The 18,628-nt window shown below is 34.3% G+C and carries 18 protein-coding genes; 15 read left to right on the forward strand and 3 right to left on the reverse strand.

All coding sequences use genetic code 11. From position 1 onward, the window contains the following. Nucleotides 1-195 precede the first annotated feature (195 nt). The 11 genes from J3T98_RS05190 (at nucleotide 196) to gltP (ending at nucleotide 12,389) form a co-directional block, all read left to right on the forward strand. Nucleotides 196-756 carry a YgjV family protein gene (locus J3T98_RS05190; RefSeq protein ID WP_065561971.1) on the forward strand — a complete coding sequence of 187 codons (561 nt, stop codon included), beginning with the start codon at nucleotides 196-198 and terminating at the stop codon, nucleotides 754-756. 98 nt (nucleotides 757-854) lie between these two features. Next, a complete protein-coding gene (gene rppH, locus J3T98_RS05195) occupies nucleotides 855-1,427 on the forward strand; it encodes an RNA pyrophosphohydrolase (protein WP_065735008.1) in 573 nt (190 codons plus the stop codon). Beyond that, on the forward strand, nucleotides 1,424-2,293 hold the full coding sequence (gene lgt / locus J3T98_RS05200) for a prolipoprotein diacylglyceryl transferase (RefSeq protein WP_065735009.1): 870 nt from the start codon (nucleotides 1,424-1,426) through the stop codon (nucleotides 2,291-2,293). The genes rppH and lgt overlap by 4 nt, the downstream gene beginning before the upstream one ends. Continuing rightward, nucleotides 2,290-3,084, forward strand: a complete 795-nt coding sequence (gene thyA / locus J3T98_RS05205) for a thymidylate synthase (RefSeq protein ID WP_065735010.1) — start codon at nucleotides 2,290-2,292, stop codon at nucleotides 3,082-3,084. The genes lgt and thyA overlap by 4 nt, the downstream gene beginning before the upstream one ends. A 239-nt stretch (nucleotides 3,085-3,323) precedes the next feature. After that, nucleotides 3,324-4,268 carry an LpxL/LpxP family Kdo(2)-lipid IV(A) lauroyl/palmitoleoyl acyltransferase gene (gene lpxL / locus J3T98_RS05210; RefSeq protein WP_065735011.1) on the forward strand — a complete coding sequence of 315 codons (945 nt, stop codon included), beginning with the start codon at nucleotides 3,324-3,326 and terminating at the stop codon, nucleotides 4,266-4,268. A gap of 38 nt (nucleotides 4,269-4,306) precedes the next feature. Further along, nucleotides 4,307-5,389, forward strand: a complete 1,083-nt coding sequence (rlmM, locus tag J3T98_RS05215) for a 23S rRNA (cytidine(2498)-2'-O)-methyltransferase RlmM (RefSeq protein WP_267358151.1) — start codon at nucleotides 4,307-4,309, stop codon at nucleotides 5,387-5,389. Between the two features lie 20 nt (nucleotides 5,390-5,409). Next, nucleotides 5,410-7,263 (forward strand): penicillin-binding protein activator, encoded by a 1,854-nt coding sequence (locus J3T98_RS05220; RefSeq protein ID WP_267362326.1) that lies wholly within the window; start codon nucleotides 5,410-5,412, stop codon nucleotides 7,261-7,263. Next, nucleotides 7,226-7,600, forward strand: a complete 375-nt coding sequence (locus J3T98_RS05225) for a YraN family protein (protein WP_267358153.1) — start codon at nucleotides 7,226-7,228, stop codon at nucleotides 7,598-7,600. Before J3T98_RS05220 ends, J3T98_RS05225 begins: the two co-directional genes overlap by 38 nt. Before the next feature lie 17 nt (nucleotides 7,601-7,617). Further along, the gene (locus tag J3T98_RS05230) at nucleotides 7,618-8,196 is read left to right on the forward strand and encodes an SIS domain-containing protein (RefSeq protein WP_065561979.1); all 579 of its coding nucleotides are present in this window, start codon (nucleotides 7,618-7,620) and stop codon (nucleotides 8,194-8,196) included. 97 nt (nucleotides 8,197-8,293) lie between these two features. After that, nucleotides 8,294-10,987, forward strand: coding sequence for a DNA topoisomerase (ATP-hydrolyzing) subunit A (gene gyrA / locus J3T98_RS05235; RefSeq protein WP_065561980.1), 2,694 nt, complete (start codon nucleotides 8,294-8,296; stop codon nucleotides 10,985-10,987). A gap of 91 nt (nucleotides 10,988-11,078) precedes the next feature. Next, nucleotides 11,079-12,389 (forward strand): glutamate/aspartate:proton symporter GltP, encoded by a 1,311-nt coding sequence (gltP, locus tag J3T98_RS05240; RefSeq protein WP_176713972.1) that lies wholly within the window; start codon nucleotides 11,079-11,081, stop codon nucleotides 12,387-12,389. 122 nt (nucleotides 12,390-12,511) lie between these two features. Here the strand turns inward: gltP and rpmG are convergent, their stop codons facing one another. Further along, nucleotides 12,512-12,679, reverse strand: a complete 168-nt coding sequence (rpmG, locus tag J3T98_RS05245) for a 50S ribosomal protein L33 (protein WP_034884348.1) — start codon at nucleotides 12,677-12,679, stop codon at nucleotides 12,512-12,514. A gap of 15 nt (nucleotides 12,680-12,694) precedes the next feature. Then, nucleotides 12,695-12,931: a 50S ribosomal protein L28 gene (rpmB, locus tag J3T98_RS05250; protein ID WP_025314527.1), complete on the reverse strand. Its 237-nt coding sequence runs from the start codon at nucleotides 12,929-12,931 to the stop codon at nucleotides 12,695-12,697. 382 nt (nucleotides 12,932-13,313) lie between these two features. On the opposite strand from rpmB, the gene aroE reads away from it, so the two are divergent. The 4 genes from aroE to argA all read left to right on the forward strand — a co-directional run bounded on the left by aroE (nucleotide 13,314) and on the right by argA (nucleotide 16,843). Further along, on the forward strand, nucleotides 13,314-14,144 hold the full coding sequence (gene aroE / locus J3T98_RS05255) for a shikimate dehydrogenase (protein ID WP_267358154.1): 831 nt from the start codon (nucleotides 13,314-13,316) through the stop codon (nucleotides 14,142-14,144). 133 nt (nucleotides 14,145-14,277) lie between these two features. Then, complete coding sequence (locus tag J3T98_RS05260; protein WP_065561983.1) at nucleotides 14,278-14,631, forward strand: DUF1870 family protein; 354 nt, start codon at nucleotides 14,278-14,280, stop codon at nucleotides 14,629-14,631. A gap of 201 nt (nucleotides 14,632-14,832) precedes the next feature. Further along, complete coding sequence (gene aroL, locus J3T98_RS05265) at nucleotides 14,833-15,348, forward strand: shikimate kinase AroL (protein ID WP_267358155.1); 516 nt, start codon at nucleotides 14,833-14,835, stop codon at nucleotides 15,346-15,348. A gap of 166 nt (nucleotides 15,349-15,514) precedes the next feature. Further along, nucleotides 15,515-16,843 carry an amino-acid N-acetyltransferase gene (gene argA / locus J3T98_RS05270; RefSeq protein ID WP_065735021.1) on the forward strand — a complete coding sequence of 443 codons (1,329 nt, stop codon included), beginning with the start codon at nucleotides 15,515-15,517 and terminating at the stop codon, nucleotides 16,841-16,843. 41 nt (nucleotides 16,844-16,884) lie between these two features. On the opposite strand, the gene J3T98_RS05275 is transcribed toward argA, so the two are convergent. Beyond that, nucleotides 16,885-18,138 (reverse strand): PTS ascorbate transporter subunit IIC, encoded by a 1,254-nt coding sequence (locus J3T98_RS05275; protein ID WP_267358156.1) that lies wholly within the window; start codon nucleotides 18,136-18,138, stop codon nucleotides 16,885-16,887. Nucleotides 18,139-18,628 lie beyond the last annotated feature (490 nt).

The raw sequence follows: 18,628 nt of genomic DNA on the forward strand, positions 1-18,628 counted from the left end.
TGCCGAACTCAGAAGTGAAACGCCGTAGTGCCGATGGTAGTGTGGGTATTACCCATGTGAGAGTAGGGTGCCGCCAGACTTTTAAATTAGAGCGAAAGCCCAGCAGTAATGCTGGGCTTTTTTGCATTCTACAATTAGTAAAAGTATATTCATGAATCATTTATTATTCAGATCCATTTGTCTAAGGAGTAAACAGTGGATAATCTAAACTTTTTATATCAATTTTTTGGTTCAGATTTTATTGAAAAATACACAACAGTTCCTCAACTAATTGGTATATTAGGTTATCTTGTCGGTGTTAGTGCCTTTTTGCAACGTAATGATAATGCGTTCCGATGGCAATTAACGATTGTTAACGTCATTATGACGCTGCATTTTTATTTATTAGGTCCTGAATCCTATCCTGCTGCTATACTCAATATTGTAAATATTTTTAGGAATGTGACTTCTACTTATACTAAGAATTTTTTAGCAATGTTTTTCTTTATTGCATTGATGTGGATATTTTATTTTTTTACAACGCCGGATTGGAAGCAATTCATTAATTATTTCTCGGTTATTGGAACGACATTAGTAACCATTGCACTATTTCGATTTGAACAACAAAAGATGCGATTACTTATATTATTGAGTAGTGCTTTATGGATCATTTATAGTTTATGGATAGGCTCTTTAGGAAGCCTAGCGATAGAGATTACATTTGCGCTAATTAATATTATTACTATTATTAAATTATCCCAAAAATCTCGCATATAATATTAGATTTAGACGATTAATATCATTTTCCTATTTATTTATTAGTGTATGTATGAAACAATTCAGCTATATAAAAAAATAAATTTTTGAGGTAGTCAGTGATCGATAATGATGGCTACCGTCCAAATGTAGGAATCGTTATTTGTAACAGGTATGGTCAAGTACTTTGGGCTCGACGTTATGGGCAAAACTCTTGGCAATTTCCTCAGGGCGGAATAAAACTAAACGAAACACCTGAACAAGCAATGTTTCGTGAACTTAATGAAGAAGTAGGATTACAACCCAAAGATGTAAGAATTTTGTCGGTTACCAATGGCTGGCTAAGGTATAAACTACCTAAACGAATGATTCGTTGGGATAATCAGCCTGTATGTATCGGCCAAAAGCAGAAGTGGTTTTTATTAGAATTAATTTCTGATACATCGGTAATAAACTTAAATATTTCACCAACGCCAGAATTTGATGATTGGAAGTGGGTAAGTTATTGGTATCCTATAAGGCAGGTTATTGCTTTTAAGCGTGATGTATATCGTAAGGCGATGAAAGAGTTTTCTTTGCCTGTTTTTACTATACAATCTGACATAGAAGATCCTATAACAAATCTTTCTAAGAAAAAACGATTTAACTTCTTTACTCATAAACGAAAAAATAAACAGCGTGTTAAAAAATGAATCAATTTTTACAATTCCCCAATTTTGATCCAATTGCTTTTTCAATCGGACCTATTTCCTTACACTGGTACGGTGCAATGTATTTATTTGGCATACTTGGCGCCTTATATTTAGCTAAGCGACGAGCAAACAAACCAAATAGTAATTGGACATCGCAACAAGTTGAAAATTTACTCTTCTGGGGATTTTTAGGTCTCTTCATTGGTGGACGATTAGGCTATATATTATTTTATAACTTTGATGCTTTTATTGATGAGCCTGCAATCTTATTTCGAGTTTGGGAAGGCGGCATGTCTTTCCATGGTGGATTGATTGGTGCAATTTGCGTTATTGCTATATTTGCTAAAAAGAACCAAAAAACATTTATGCAAGTAGCCGATTTTGTTGCACCGTTAGTTCCGATCGGTTTGATGTTTGGTCGTTTTGGTAATTTTATCAACGGTGAACTTTGGGGACGTGTAACTAACTCATCAATTGGTATGTTATTTCCGACTTCGACTCATGCCGACTTTATGTTTGTACAATCACATCCCGAATGGTTTTCTTTATATAGCCAATTAAATGGTGTTTTACCAAGACACCCATCACAACTTTATGAAATGGTATTTGAAGGTATAGTCTTATTTATTATCTTGAACCTTTTTATCCGTAAACCACGTCCAACAGGTGCTGTGTCAGGGCTATTTTTGGTTTGCTATGGAATATTCAGATTCATCATAGAGTTCTTCAGACAACCAGATGAACAGTTAGGATTATTTTTGAATTTTATTAGTATGGGGCAAATTCTCTGTCTACCAATGATTATCGGTGGAATTTTGATCCTTTTATATGCATATAGATTTAACAATAAGGTTATCTCAAAATGAAACAATATTTAGCATTAATGCAAAAAATTTTAGATGAGGGAACACCTAAATCAGATCGAACAGGGACAGGTACATTATCGATCTTTGGTCATCAAATGCGATTTAATTTGCAAGATGGCTTTCCGTTGGTAACAACAAAAAAATGTCATTTACGTTCAATTATCTATGAATTGCTTTGGTTTCTTAAAGGTGATACCAATATTAATTATTTAAAAGATAATAAAGTAACGATATGGGATGAATGGGCGGATGAAAATGGTGATCTTGGCCCAGTTTATGGTAAACAATGGCGTGCTTGGGGAGCCGCCGATGGTCGTCAGATAGATCAAATCTCTCAAGTAATTGAACAAATTAAACATGATCCTGATTCAAGACGAATGATCGTTTCTGCATGGAATGTTGGCGAACTTGATCAGATGGCATTAGCGCCATGTCATGCTTTTTTTCAGTTTTATGTTGCTCAAGGTAAACTATCGTGTCAACTCTACCAGCGTTCATGTGATGTATTTTTAGGATTACCATTTAACATTGCCAGTTATTCGTTAATCGTTCATATGATAGCTCAGCAGTGTGATTTAGAAGTCGGTGATTTTGTTTGGACTGGTGGAGACACACATCTTTATTCTAATCATATGGAACAGACCCATTTACAATTAAGTCGTGAGCCGAAACCATTGCCTAAACTGGTTATTAAACGTAAGCCACCTACAATTTTTGATTATGAGTTTGAAGATTTCGAAATTGTTGGCTATGACCCTTATCCTGCAATTAAAGCGCCAGTAGCTATTTAAAATTAAAAAAAGTTGAGGAGCGGCCTTTTTGAGCATGTTTCAATTTAACAATTACTAAAAATTATAGAATAGGGATTAATCAATTTAATCCCTAACATCTTTTTTAAAACATTATCTTTACAAAAAAATCTATTAATAAAATGATGTTCCACCATGCTTAATTATTTTATTTTTCTGCCGCTTAATTCAAGATTGGTATATAATAATTCACTTTGTTTAAATTGTTATTTAATCTTAATATGAGTCAAGAAATTCATCCTACTTTTACAAAACGGTTATTACATCCTCGTTACTGGTTAACGTGGTTTGGTATTAGTGTTTTATATCTAATCGTATTGTTGCCATATCCAATAATTTATCAAATAGGAAAAGGCTTAGGATTGCTTTCAATGAAGTTAATCGGTAAGCGTAAAGAAACCGCAAAACAGAACTTGAAACTATGTTTTCCTGAAAAAACCGATCAAGAACGCGATAAAATATTAAGAGATAATTTTATTTCAACTGGACTTGCTATATTTGAAACGGGTATGGCTTGGTTTTGGTCAGATAAAAGACTTGCTAAACACTCTTCAATTGTAGGTGATTCGCATATCACTCGCATACAACAATCTGGACAAGGTGTTCTATTAATTGGGATTCATTTTTTAACGTTAGAGCTAGGTGCACGTATTTTAGGAATGAGTCATCCTGGTGTTGGTGTTTATCGACCAAACGATAATCCGGTTATGGATTATATTCAATTAAAAGGACGTTTAAAATCCAACAAATATATGTTGGATCGCCATAATACTAAAGGCATGATTAGAGCACTAAAAAATGGTGAATTGTTATGGTATGCTCCTGATCATGATTATGGACCTAAAAATAGTGTATTTGCTCCACTTTTTGCTGTCGAAAAAGCCGCAACCACAATAGGGACTCGAATTTTAGTTAAATTAGGCCAACCAGCAATTATACCTTTCACTCCTAAACGTGAAACAAAAGGTCATTATACCGTTTATGTGACTCCTGAACTTAAGGGATATCCTATCGATGATGATGTTCAAGCAGCCACGTTTATGAATAAAGCAATTGAACAGGAAATTCTTAAAGCACCAGAACAATATATGTGGTTGCATCGACGATTTAAAACTCGTCCCAAAGGGGATGCACCTTTATATACTGATAAAGTTCAATCAGATTAATTTAACAAATTCGATTGTGAAAAACGATAAGATACGATATGCAAAAACTAAATAAAATAATTTTGTATTGCCGGCCTGGATTCGAAAAAGAATGTGCGGCAGAAATAACAGATAGGGCCGCACAAAAAGAGATATTTGGATTTGCGAAAGTTAAAGAAAATAGTGGTTATATAATATTTGAATGTTACCAAGATGGTGATGCTCAATTATTGATTAAAGAAATTTCATTTCGAACACTGATTTTTGCCAGACAAATGTTTGTTGCAGGTGATTTATTAGATAATTTACCAACAGAAGATCGTATCACTCCTATAATCGAGGCATTATCTGGTATTGTTGATAAAGCAGGTGATTTGCGTGTCGAAGTTGCTGATACGAATGAAGGTAAACAATTAGCAGGATTTTGTCGGAAATTTACAGTTCCTCTTCGACAAGCTTTACGAAATAAGCGCATCCTTTTAAAAGTTCAAAATCCATCACGGCCAGTAATTCATCTATTATTCATTAACAATAATAGTTGTTATGTAGGATATTCCTTAAGTCAAAATAATTCGCCTTTTTATATGGGAATACCAAGATTAAAATTTCCTGCTGATGCCCCAAGCCGTTCCACGTTAAAACTAGAGGAAGCTTTTCATATTTTTATTCCTTATGAAGAGTGGGATGAACGACTAAAAGGTGGTTTAAATGCAGTTGATTTAGGTGCGTGTCCTGGAGGATGGACTTATCAATTAGTCAAAAAAAGCATGATGGTATATGCTATAGATAATGGTCCGATGAATGAAAAACTTATGGAGTCAGGGCAAGTTAAACATTATCGTGAAGATGGCTTCAAATTTATACCTAAAAAGCATAATATTTATTGGCTAGTGTGTGATATGGTTGAAAAACCAGCCAAAGTAACAGAATTAATTGCCAAGTGGCTTATTAATGGTTGGTGCCGAGAGACAATTTTTAATCTCAAGTTGCCAATGAAAAAACGTTATGAAGAAGTAAAACAAAATTTACAATTACTAATAAAAGAACTAAATAATAATCAAATCAATGTACAAATTCAGGCTAAGCAGCTTTATCACGATCGTGAGGAAGTTACTGTTCATGTGCAACGAATTTGGGGATGAAAATTTATAAGAGAATGGGTATGAAATTAAAACAATCCTTTTATGCTATTGTTATGTTAGCATTATTTTCGCTTTTAATTGGCTGTAATCTCAGCTTATCGAAAAGTGGTAAATATGATGAGACTAGAGATTCCAATTATTATTTGTCGCAAGCTGAATCAAGTTCAGGAAATGCCAAAATCGATTGGCAATTGTTAGCCGTGCGGGCTTTAATAAATGAGAATAAATTGTCTCAAGCAAACAAATTATTATCTGAGCTTCCTGCGAATCTTAATGCTGAACAACAAAAAGACCAATTGTTATCTCAAGGCGAAATAGCGGTCAGAAAAGGACAGCCATTTAATATTAATCAACTATCTGCTGATAAATTAAATGATTCACAATCATATCGTTATTATTCAATAAAATTAGCTTTAGATCGCAAAGCTAGAAATATAAATGAACAAGCTCATGATTATTTATCTTTACAAAAATTTGCCCCTGAGAAACATCAAAAGCAGATATTAAATAATACTTGGAAATTCTTTAGCAAACTATCTGCAAGTCAAATAAGTCAAATTTCTGCTGCTGATAATGAAGTAATATTAAGGGGTTGGATTGATTTAAGTTATACATATAAAAGTAATAATAAAAAAGCATTAGCTCAGTCAGGTGATAGTACTGATGTTGTTGATGCAACAAATAGTAGTCAAAGTGCACAATTAAAACAAGCTATTGAAGATTGGTCATCAAGATATCCAAATCATCCAGCCCAAGAGATTGTTTCGGCGCTAGTAGGTGGCCAAAAGCTTTCTGTTGATAATGTAAATACGAAAACAGTTGCTTTATTATTACCTTTAAATGGCTCTTCTCGTATATTTGGTAATACAATTCGTCAAGGTTATGTTGATGCAGTTAAATTTTATCCACAAGAACCGCAACAAAATGTTGTTGTCTTAGATACCACATCATTGCCAATGGAAAGCTTAATTGAACAAGCTCAAGCACAAAATGTTGAATTAATTGTTGGTCCATTGTTGAAAGAAGAAGTCATTAAAATAAAACAGTTAGCACCGTCTATTCCTGTTTTAGCATTAAATAAAGTGGATGATGGTACTGTTTCCTCTAATAAGATGTGTTTCTTCGCATTATCTCCTGAAGATGAAGCAAAAGATGCGGCTGACCATATTTTTGCTCAAAATAAGCAAAAACCACTATTAATTGTTCCACAAACTGATTTAGGTAGACGAGTTGCTAAAAGTTTTGCTAAACAATGGTCACAAATTGCTAATGGTTCTCAAGCTTATGTCCAATATGTCGGTAGTATCGGTACTTTGAGGGGCAATATGAATCATAATAGTGGAATAAGTTTAACTGGCCGTCCAGTCTCTTTTGATGATGGTAGTGCTACAACATCATCAAGTTCCGCTGGTTTTGACGCGATTTATGTTTATGCATCATATGATGAATTAACGTTAATAAAACCAATGCTTGATTTGGGAGCGGGCAAAACTATTGGCAATGGGTCATCATCAGTTACGCTTTATTCTAGTTCTAAAAGCCATGTAGCAAGCGCTTCAAATGATTTTAACTATGATATGAATAAAACTGAGTATGCTGATATTCCATTGATTATTCAGTCATCTGATAGAATGTCTTCCCTTATCCCTGGCAATATTCAAAAAGATTATTCTTTAACTCGATTATACGCTATGGGTATTGATGCATGGAGACTCGCTAATCGTTTCAATCAATTGGATTCTTATCAACCTAATTTTTTAGATGGTATGACCGGTAAATTGTCAACAAGTAATCAATGCGAAGTAACGCGATCACTTTCTTGGCAAGAATATGTTTATGAAGCATCTGATCAGTCCTCACAGCAAAGCGAATAGTAAAAAAATTGGTAAGTATTATGAACAATTAGCTTGCCAATTTTTAACCAAGCAAGGACTTGTATTATTGGAACAAAATAGCCTATACCAAATTGGTGAAATTGATTTAATTATGCGAGACAAAACCTGCTTGGTCTTTATTGAAGTTAGATATCGAAAAAATGCCCATTTTGGTGAAGCTGAAATGACAATATCGTTTAATAAACAATCTAAAATTAAACAAGCTGCACAACTTTGGATGTTAGAAAATAACTTTAATATTGAAGAAACAGAGTTTAGATTTGATGTTTTTGCCATAACGGGCGAAGATCAAAAATGGATAGTTAATGCGTTTTAATGGTTAGGTGAAAAAACGTGCAAGATTTAATAAAAAATTATTTTACTGAAAGTATTCAAACTCAAATAGTGATGGCGGAATCACTAGGCTCTTCAATTGAAAAAGCAGCTAATATTATTGTTGGTGGATTACTTAATGGTAATAAAATTATGGGATGTGGTAATGGGGCTGCGGCAGCGAATGTACAAAGCTTTACTTCACGCTTAATTACAAGTCTTGACATTGAAAGGCCAAGTATTCCTGCTATTGCTTTAGTTTCGGATAATGTTTTGTTAAGTGCGATATCAAATCATGAAGAGATATATGCGCGGCAAATTCAAGCTTTAGGGCAACAAGGTGATATTTTGATTATATCCACTTGTGAAGGTAATAGTCGTTCAATTATTCGTGCCGTCCAAGAAGCTGTGATAAAAGATATGAAAATTGTTGCATTAACCGCATTTGATGGCGGTGAAGTAATCGGATTGCTTGGTCAGAATGATATTGAAATCAGAATTCCATCTTACAAAAAGGTGATGGCCTACGAAATGCACACAATGATTTTGAACTGTTTATGCCAATTAATTGAAAATACTTTGTTTATTCATACAGAATAAGTTGAAATAAAAACAGTTTAGTTCTGCATTAATAGCTATTTTTGTGCTATAATTATAAGCTATTTTAAGATTTAAATTAATAAGAGAACATGGTGTTATGACCGAACTAGCCAAAGAAATAACTCCCGTCAATATTGAAGACGAATTAAAATCCTCTTATCTTGATTATGCAATGTCTGTTATCGTCGGGCGTGCTTTGCCTGATGTACGTGACGGACTAAAACCCGTCCACAGACGAGTTTTATTTGCTATGCATGAAGCTGGATACGACTGGAATAAACCTTACCGAAAATCTGCTCGTGTTGTCGGGGATGTAATCGGTAAATATCATCCACATGGTGATTCTGCTGTTTATGACACTATCGTTCGTATGGCACAACCATTCTCATTACGTTATATGCTTGTTGATGGTCAAGGTAACTTTGGTTCTGTTGACGGCGACTCTGCTGCTGCAATGCGTTATACCGAAATTCGTATGCAAAAATTTGCAGGGGCATTGTTGACAGATCTTGACAAAGAAACCGTAGACTTTTCGCCAAACTATGATGGATCAGAAATGATCCCTGATGTTCTTCCAACTCGAATTCCTAATTTACTCATTAACGGTTCATCGGGTATTGCAGTTGGTATGGCAACTAATATTCCTCCTCATAATTTAGCTGAAGTGATTAATGGCTGCTTGGCATTCATTGAAGATGAAAATATCTCTGTCGATGGTTTAATGGAGTATATTAAAGGTCCAGATTTTCCTACCGCAGCATTAATTAATGGGCGTAAAGGTATTGAAAATGCCTATCGAACTGGTCGTGGTATCATTTATATTCGTTCTAAAGCAACGGTTGAAGTTGATGATCACACTGGTCGTGAAACGATTATTGTTAATGAAATTCCTTATCAAGTTAATAAGAAAAAATTAATCGAGAAGATTGCAGAGTTAGTCAAAGATAAAAAAATTGAAGGCATTTCAGCACTGCGCGATGAATCAGACAAAGATGGTATGCGTATTGTTATTGAGATTAAACGCGATGCCGTTGGTGAAGTTGTTCTAAATAATCTTTTTTCATTAACTCAACTACAAGTTTCTTTTGGTATTAATATGGTGGCTTTACATAAAGGCCAACCAAAACTATTAAATTTAAGAGAAATGATCGAAGCGTTTGTTCTTCACCGCCGTGAAGTGGTAACGCGTCGAACTATTTATGAACTTCGTAAAGCTCGTGAACGTGCGCATGTATTGGAAGGTTTAGCTATTGCATTAGCTAATATAGATCCTGTAATTGAATTAATCCGTGCCGCGGCTACGCCTTCGGAAGCTAAAGCTAAACTATTATCGCAAGCTTGGCAACTAGGTAATGTTGCTGCAATGCTTGAAAAAGCTGGTAATGATGCTGCTCGACCGGAAGATTTAGCGCCAGAGTTTGGTATTCGAGATGGCCATTATTATCTTTCAGAAGCTCAAGCTCAAGCTATCTTAGATCTTCGTTTACATCGATTAACCGGACTTGAACACGAAAAAATTCTTGATGAATATAAAGAGTTATTAATTCAAATTAGTGGTTTACTCCATATTCTTGCAAGCCCTGAAAGATTAATGGAAGTTATTCGTGAAGAGCTTGAAGCGGTTCGCGATCAATTCCAAGATGCAAGAAGAACAGAAATTACTGCAAGCAGCGCTGATATCAATATTGAAGATTTAATCGCTCAGGAAGATGTTGTAGTTACACTTTCTCATCAAGGTTATGTGAAATATCAACCGCTATCTGATTATGAAGCGCAACGTCGAGGTGGTAAAGGTAAATCGGCAACAAAAATTAAAGAAGAAGATTTTGTTGAGAAGTTATTAGTTGCGAATACTCACGATACTATACTTTGTTTCTCTAGCCGTGGCCGTTTATATTGGATGAAAGTGTATCAATTACCAGAAGCCAGCCGAGGTTCTCGAGGTCGTCCAATTATTAATTTATTACCGCTAGAAGCTGATGAACGCATTACAGCAATTCTACCTGTTCGTGAATTTGATGATGAACATTGTGTATTCATGGCAACAGCACAAGGTACGGTTAAGAAAACCTCTCTAATTGAATTTAGTCGTCCTCGAAGCGGTGGCATAATTGCTATTAACTTACGTGATGATGATGAACTTATTGGTGTTGATTTAACAAGTAATGAAACATCTGATATCGTTGATGATGAAGAACTAAACGATGATGTGGTTGTTGAAGAGACAGATAGTGATGATGAAGTCTCTCAAATTTCTAATACCGAAGACATTATGTTATTCTCTGCTAATGGTAAAGTGGTTCGATTCCCAGCGAATAAAGTTCGTTGCATGGGACGAACAGCGACAGGTGTTCGAGGTATTAAATTAGAAGGTGATGATAAAGTTGTATCATTAATTGTTCCTCGAGGAAATGGTGCAATCTTAACTGCAACTCAAAATGGTTATGGAAAACGTACTGAACAAGAATTATATCCAACTAAATCACGCGCTACAAAAGGGGTTATCTCTATTAAAGTGAGTGAACGAAACGGTGCAGTAGTTGGTGCAGTACAAGTTGAAGAAACTGACCAAATCATGCTTATTACTGATGCGGGTACCTTAGTACGTACTCGTGTATCTGAAGTAAGCATTGTTGGTCGAAACACTCAAGGGGTAACCTTAATTCGAACAGCCGAAAACGAAAAAGTGGTCGGATTACAACGAATTGCTGAAACGGAAGATGATGATGAATCGGAATTGTCCCAAGAGGCTTATGATAGTGATGATTCCGCTCAAGAATCCGAAGAATAATTTTTAATTATAAAAAAGGATTAGCCACACAGACTAATCCTTTTTTGTTTTCGAAAACCACGACAAGGAATAGAATTACATGTCTTTCTCTATAAAAAAAGTTGTAACTAATCTTGCTTGGCAAATTTTAATTGCCTTGGTCTTAGGTGTAGTGGCAGGTGCTTTTCTATATGAATTAGCTGATCCTAATCATGAATTACATTCATATTATCAATTTGCAATTGTTAATATTTTCCAACCAGCAGGTGATATCTTTATCCGCTTAATTAAGATGATTGTATTACCAATTATTCTTAGTACTTTAACGTTAGGTATAGCAGGCATTGGTGGTTCAAAACGTTTAGGAATGCTTGGTTTTAAAACTATTCTTTATTTTGAAATTATTACCACTATTGCCATTTTATTAGGTCTTTTTTGGGGAAATTTCTTTGCACCTGGCGCGGGAATTGATTCTTCAACGTTAGCCTCAGCAGATATTAGTAAATATACTAAAGCAGCTGAAGAACTTAGCGGTAAACCTCACGGTTTAATTGTTATGATTTTAGACATGATTCCAGCTAATATCTTTAAAGCAATGTCTGATGGTGCAGTTTTACCTGTTATCTTCTTCTGTGTCTTTTTTGGCTTAGGCTTAATGTCGCTACCGGATAAACAGCGTGATCCATTTTTATTCTTGTTAAAAGTGGTATCAGATACAATGTTTAAAGTCACTAATATGATTATGCGTTACGCACCTATTGGGGTATTTGCATTAATCACGGTAACTGTTGCCAAATATGGATTCGCTTCATTATTGCCATTACTGAAATTGATTTTAACCGTTTATTCAGCAATGATTATATTTACCTTGGTCATATTAGGTTTAGTTTGTAAATTGTGCCGATTTAATATTTTTACCTTATTAAAAATATTGAAAGAAGAACTCGTCATTGCGTTTTCAACTGCAAGCTCTGAAACAGCTTTGCCTAAGATCATTGAAAAAATGGAAGCTTATGGTGCACCGAAAGCAATCACGAGTTTTGTTATCCCTACTGGATATTCATTTAATCTTGATGGTTCAACACTATATCAAAGTATAACTGTTATTTTTCTCGCGCAATTATTTGGTATGGATTTAAGCATTCTGGATCAAATTATCATTGTTATAACATTGATGATAGCATCAAAAGGGATCGCTGGTGTACCTGGTGCTTCAATTTTAGTGTTATCAGCTACACTTGGTAGTGTTGGTATTCCAATCGAGGGTATTGGTTATATTATGGGTGTTGAGCGTATTTTAGATATGGGTAGAACAGTAGTTAATGTTGTGGGTAATGCATTGGCTGCTATCGTTATAGCCCGCTGGGAACATGCTTTTGATGATAAAAAAGCAAGAGCATATGAGCAAGAATATTTAAAATAAGACATCATTTAATTTATAAAGCTTCAGTTGAAACTGGAGCTTTTTTATTAATTTAATCTAATTATCACAATCATAGATATAAAAAAACCCAGCTAAGCTGGGTTTTTTATTTAAAAGTAAAATTATTTAATTTTAGCTTCTTTATAAACAACGTGCTGACGAACAACAGGATCGTATTTTTTGATCTCCATCTTTTCAGGCATTGTTCTTTTATTTTTGCTAGTGGTATAAAAATGACCGGTACCAGCAGAAGAAACTAATCTAATTTTCTCACGTACACCTTTAGCCATGATATGGTTTCCTTATTAGTACTTTTCACCACGGGCACGAAGTTCAGCTAAAACTGCATCAATACCCTTTTTATCGATAGTTCGCATACCTTTAGCAGATATACGTAATTTTACAAAACGTTTTTCACTCTCAACCCAAAAACGGTGAGTTTGAAGATTTGGTAGAAAACGACGTTTAGTAGCATTCATCGCATGAGAACGATTATTTCCCACTAAAGGACCTTTTCCTGTTACTTGGCATACTCGTGACATGTCAATAATTCTCCGAAATTTCTATGCTTAAGCCTTGGGCGTAATATGTTAATGGAATTAACCTCGTCAGGCTTTTAGTTTGCTGCAGTTCTATTTGAGAAGCAGTCTAACCTCTCACACTACACCCATAATAATGAGGTAGCGAAGTATACGCTTTTACAGGTAAATTCTCAAGCATTATCTTATCTAAGCTTAAAAATAAGTTTTTAATTGAAAAAGATTAGTAATTCTAAATTGATTATTATGACGAAATAATTATCTCATAATTTAGATTGTTTTTGTTCAATATAAAACGATTTAATCTTATAATAACTGTGTTTTAATACTATGGATTTTAAATTTCATCTATTAGTCTGAATTTATTTACTTTCAAGGAGATAGTATGAGTCAGTTTACGCCATATAGCATCTATGGCATTATCGGTTATCCTTTGGGGCATAGTATGAGCCCACTTATTCATACTACATCTTTCCAAGATTATGGTATTCCTGCCGTACTGGTACCTTTTCCTACACCACCAGAGGAAATTGCGACACTTTTTAAATCAGTACGATTACTAAATATCCGTGGTTTGTGCGTTACTATCCCTCACAAACAAACTATTATTCCTTATTTAGATGAAGTCACTGATCATGTTAAAAAAGCGGGTGCAGCTAATTTAGTTTATTGGGATGGCGATAAGCTTTGTGGCGATAACACCGATATTATTGGTTTTATGCAACCACTAGCGCAAAAAAAATTACCAGCTGAATATAAAAAAGTGTTAATACTTGGGGCGGGCGGTGCAGCACGTGCGGCGGTTGTTGGATTACAAGATCTTGGATATAGTGATATAACAGTTACCGATATTGTCTCTGATTTACCCGAAGCATTAGCTAAAGAATTTAATCTTAAAACGGTAGCTTGGGCAGATAGAGATAAAGTTGAAGCACAAATTATTGTCAACTCTACTCCATTAGGTATGCAAGGTAAATTTGAAGATCAAACGCCTTATGAACAAGCATGGTTTAAAGGTAAAGGCATAGCTTACGATATTGTGTACACACCATATAACACGAAGTTTAGACAAGAAGCTGAAAAAGCAGGATGGGAATCGATTTCTGGACGTGAGATGTTTATTGGTCAAGCAAATGCTCAATTTAAAATTTGGACAGGAAAAGAGCTTTCAGATAGAGCAAAACAAGCTGTGATTGATGCTTTATCTGGTAAATAAAAGCTAAAAATTAACCATCTCATTCAATTGGGATGGTGACTGAATATTTAATCTTCATCTTAAAAATTTATTAAATCGACTAAGACTGTTAAAGTGATTAATAAATTTAAAATGTGATTAAAAGGGAGTATTTATGACTAATTTAGAGTTACAAGCATTTCGCCGTTTTCTGATGCTAAAAGTATCAGAGGCAAGTGAGTATATCGGTAAAACGGACGTAAAAACTTGGCATGATTGGGAAAACGGAGTTTTACCGGTTCCTGAAAATGTCGCAACTACAATGAAAGAATTAAAAAATCTTCGTAGTGAAAAAATAAAACTGATTATCAATAGTATTAATGATCGTGTTGGAAGTAATACCATTCGATATTTCATGACATACCAAGAGTTTAAAAAAGTGAATCCTGAATTAGATGTGATTCAATGGCGATTGCATCAATCGATTGCTACTGAACTTTATTTTAGAGGTTTAGAAAAGTTGTGTTGATTGTTATGCTCAACGCTAGATTATGTTTAAAGAATGCTAGGTAAATTGCATTAAATTATTTACACTTTTTTGGATATTATTATTCATTAAATCATATGGATAATAAAATCAAATTGTAAAAAAATATTGCAAAAATAAAAATGAATCACTAGCATACATAAATAACTTATTTTAAGATCTGTATATCAAGAAGGGCCCAAAATGAAAAAAATAATTTTTTTAGTTGGCGCAAGAGCTGCTGGCAAAACAACAATGGGTAAAATGTTAGCCAAAGAGTTATCATTTTCTTTTATCGATACAGATTGTCATTTACTTGAAACCACTCAAAAAACGGTTGCTGAGATTGTAGAAAAAGAAGGTTGGGAAGGTTTTCGTGCTAGAGAAAGCCAAGTCCTTATTGATACCGCTAAGCCAAATCGCGTTATTGCAACTGGGGGCGGTATGGTATTAGCTGAAAAAAATCGACAGTTTATGAAGCAAAATGGTGTCGTCATATTTCTATCTGCGCCTGCTGAAATATTAGCAGCTCGTTTGATGAAAGATCCTAATATTGCTCAACGACCATCATTAACGGGTTTATCAATTTCTGATGAAATGGAGAAAGTTCTTGCTGAACGTTTACCTTTATATCATGATGCTGCTAATCATATTGTAGATGTTGATCAAGATGAAAATTTAATTCTAAATCAAATAATTGAGAAACTGAAAAATCATTAACTCTACTTCTTTCATTTCCTTCCATTAACTATTCGCTAAGCTATTTTTATAAAATAGTTTTATCTATTTTACGTTCTTGAATTTTTCAAAAAAGACTTGCCATTGGATAAAAAATAAATAAAAATACAAAAAATCTGAATAAATATTCATTTTGGATGGTGGTGCGATGAAAGAAAGAACAACTGAACTCGTTGATGGTTTAAGGCATTCAGTACCTTATATTAATGCACATCAAGGCAAAACATTCGTTATTTTATTAACTGGTGCAGTTTTAAAAAGTAATAATTATGCAAGTATCATTAGTGACATTGGTTTATTACATAGCTTGGGTATTAAACTGGTCATTGTTAATGGTGCGCGTAACCAAATAGATGAATCACTGAAAAATCATAATATTAAACCTAAATACCATAAAAATACTCGGATCACTGATGGCCCAACTCTAGATGTAGTTAAACAGGTAACAGGGTTATTACAACTTAATATTACCGCCAGCTTATCAATGAGCTTAAATAATACACCTTTGCAAGGCGCACATATTAATGTGGTTAGTGGTAATTTTGTTATAGCACAACCATTAGGTGTTGATGATGGTGTAGATTATTGCCATACAGGTAAAATACGTCGAATTAATAACGAAGCAATAGATGAGCAATTAAATCGTGGTTCGATTGTACTATTAGGTCCTGTAGGTGTGTCAGTTACAGGTGAAAGTTTTAATTTATCGTCAGAAGATGTTGCAGCCGAAGTAGCTATTCGACTTAAAGCCGATAAACTAATCAGTTTTTGTGCAGAACAAGGTGTACTTGATGAACAAAATCATGTAATAACTGATCTGTTCCCAGTGGATGCTGATAATTATGTTAATCGCAAAGAAGAATGTGGTAAACACCTATCTAGTGAGGCTCGTTTTTTGCGTGCGGCATCCAAAGCATGTCGTAATGGCGTCCGTCGTAGCCATTTAGTTAGCTATTTAGTAGATGGCTCTATTTTGCAAGAACTGTTTTCTCGTGATGGTATTGGTACACAAGTTGCTATGGAACATTCAGAGCAAGTTCGCTTGGCAACAATCAATGATATAGGTGGAATATTGGAGCTGATTCGACCACTTGAAGAGCAGGGTATCTTAGTTAAACGTTCACGAGAACAATTAGAGATGGAAATTGATAAATTCACTATTATTGAACGTGATAATATGACAATTGGCTGTGCTGCGCTTTACCCTTATCCAGAAGAAAAAATGGGTGAAATGGCTTGTTTGGCGATTCATCCACAATATAGAAACTCATCACGCGGTGATTTATTATTAGAAAAAATTTCAGAAAGTGCTAATAATTTAGGATTAGAAAAAATCTTTGTGCTTACCACTCGAAGCATTCATTGGTTTCGTGAAAAAGGTTTTAATCCAGCTGAAGTGGATGATCTACCGATTAAAAAGAAACAACTCTATAATTATCAAAGAAATTCAAAAATATTAATGTTTGATTTAATTTAAATTTATCGAGAAAAAGTCCGTTATAGCAACGGACTTTTTGATTAACTAAATAGCTTAACAATAAATTCAGTGATTAACGATAAGGATGTGAAATCAGGATCAGCAAAGGTTACACCTTCAACACCTAAAAATTTGAAGAGAGGTAATGCGAGGGCTGGCAACACACATAAAAGTAAACCATTAACGAAAGAGGCAATAACCGCTCCTCTTGCTCCACCTGTTGAGTTACCAAATATTGCTGCTGTTCCACCAGTGATGAAGCTTGCCATAATTCCGGGAATGATAATAGGTAAACCAATAAAAGGGAAAACGACCACACAAGCTATTTCAGTAAAGAAACTCACAATAAAACCAACTAATACACAATTTGGTGCTTTATCAAATAACACCATTGGATCGACCGCCGGCACACAACCAGGTGCGACAACTTGGGCAAATCCTTTAAAAGCTGGGATGATTTCTTCAGTAAAAATAGCGATCCCTTTTTTGGCAATATAGAGTCCTCCGGCAAAAATAGCTGATTGTTCCAACGCAAAAATAATAAACGTATTGTTTTTAAGTATCTCATTCAAATACTCAGCGGATGAAAAAGCACCGGATAAGCATAGTAAAACAAACATGGTAATAAAAGTCGCAACATCTGATTGCCTTAAAAAGCTAAAACGATCATTTATTTTAATCTTTTCGATATCATTTTTTTTATTTCCTAGCCATTTACCTAAATAGGAACCTAATAAGTATGAAACTGTACCAGCATGGGCAATACAATAATCATTATTCCCTATTATTGTACGGCTAAATTTAGAGAGTAAAGTTGGAAATATCGCCATATAAAGGCCAATAATCATTGCGCCAGTTGCAACAATGATATAGCCATTATATCCCATACCTTGTAAAACTGCGGTAAATGAAAATGCCATGAATAGCACTAAATGCAATGATAAATAAATCGATTTAAAGCGGGTAAATCTTGCTAATAGTAGATTAATTATCATCGCAAAAAAGAGGATAAAGGCGGCACTAGTACCAAGTGATTCCATCGTCAATGCGGTAATGGCTTCATTACTTGGTACGACCCCATGCATTCCAAATGCATGAGTAAACATGTTACTGAACATAATTAACACGCCACCTAAGATTTTTCCACCCGTTTTAATTAACACAAAACCAATAAATGAAAGTAGGGTGCCAGTAATAATTTTAGAAAGTTTTGCTCTCTGTAGTACCAATCCTATGAACGCAACTAATGCAATAATGATAGCAGGCTGACCAAATATATTTAGAAAAAGATCCATGTTTTTGCTCCAATTTTAATAACAAAACTAAAGATCATTATAATTAAAACAGCGTTCCAAATTGTGTTTTGGATCACAAATTAACAAATGAAATATGCAAATAATCAATTGGTAGCAAATTATTGATCTTGATTATGGAACATTAATTAAACTTTTTAGTTGATGATTTTCTGGGTTGATTGATGTTTATTTGTAAAAATAATTGAGGAGTCTATACCATTTCATTAAGTTTTGAGTTCTATATTGAATTACTTAATTTACATTGAACGGATAAAAATCATTTTAGAGGCGAGCTTTTAAAGTCAAAACAATTAATGAGAGATCACGTTGTGGTAAAAAGAAAAATTAAAAAACAGCATAATGAACAAGAGTGTGATGTCTTGCTTGTGCTTAGTCGATTTTGATTTCACGGAAATTAATGATAGATAATGCACTTTTTAGCGAAGATCAATGAAATATTCTGTAGTTCTTCAAGTAAATTTAATAAGAC

The organism is Gilliamella sp. B2772 (assembly GCF_026536985.1).
GTDB lineage: Bacteria > Pseudomonadota > Gammaproteobacteria > Enterobacterales > Orbaceae > Gilliamella > Gilliamella apicola_E.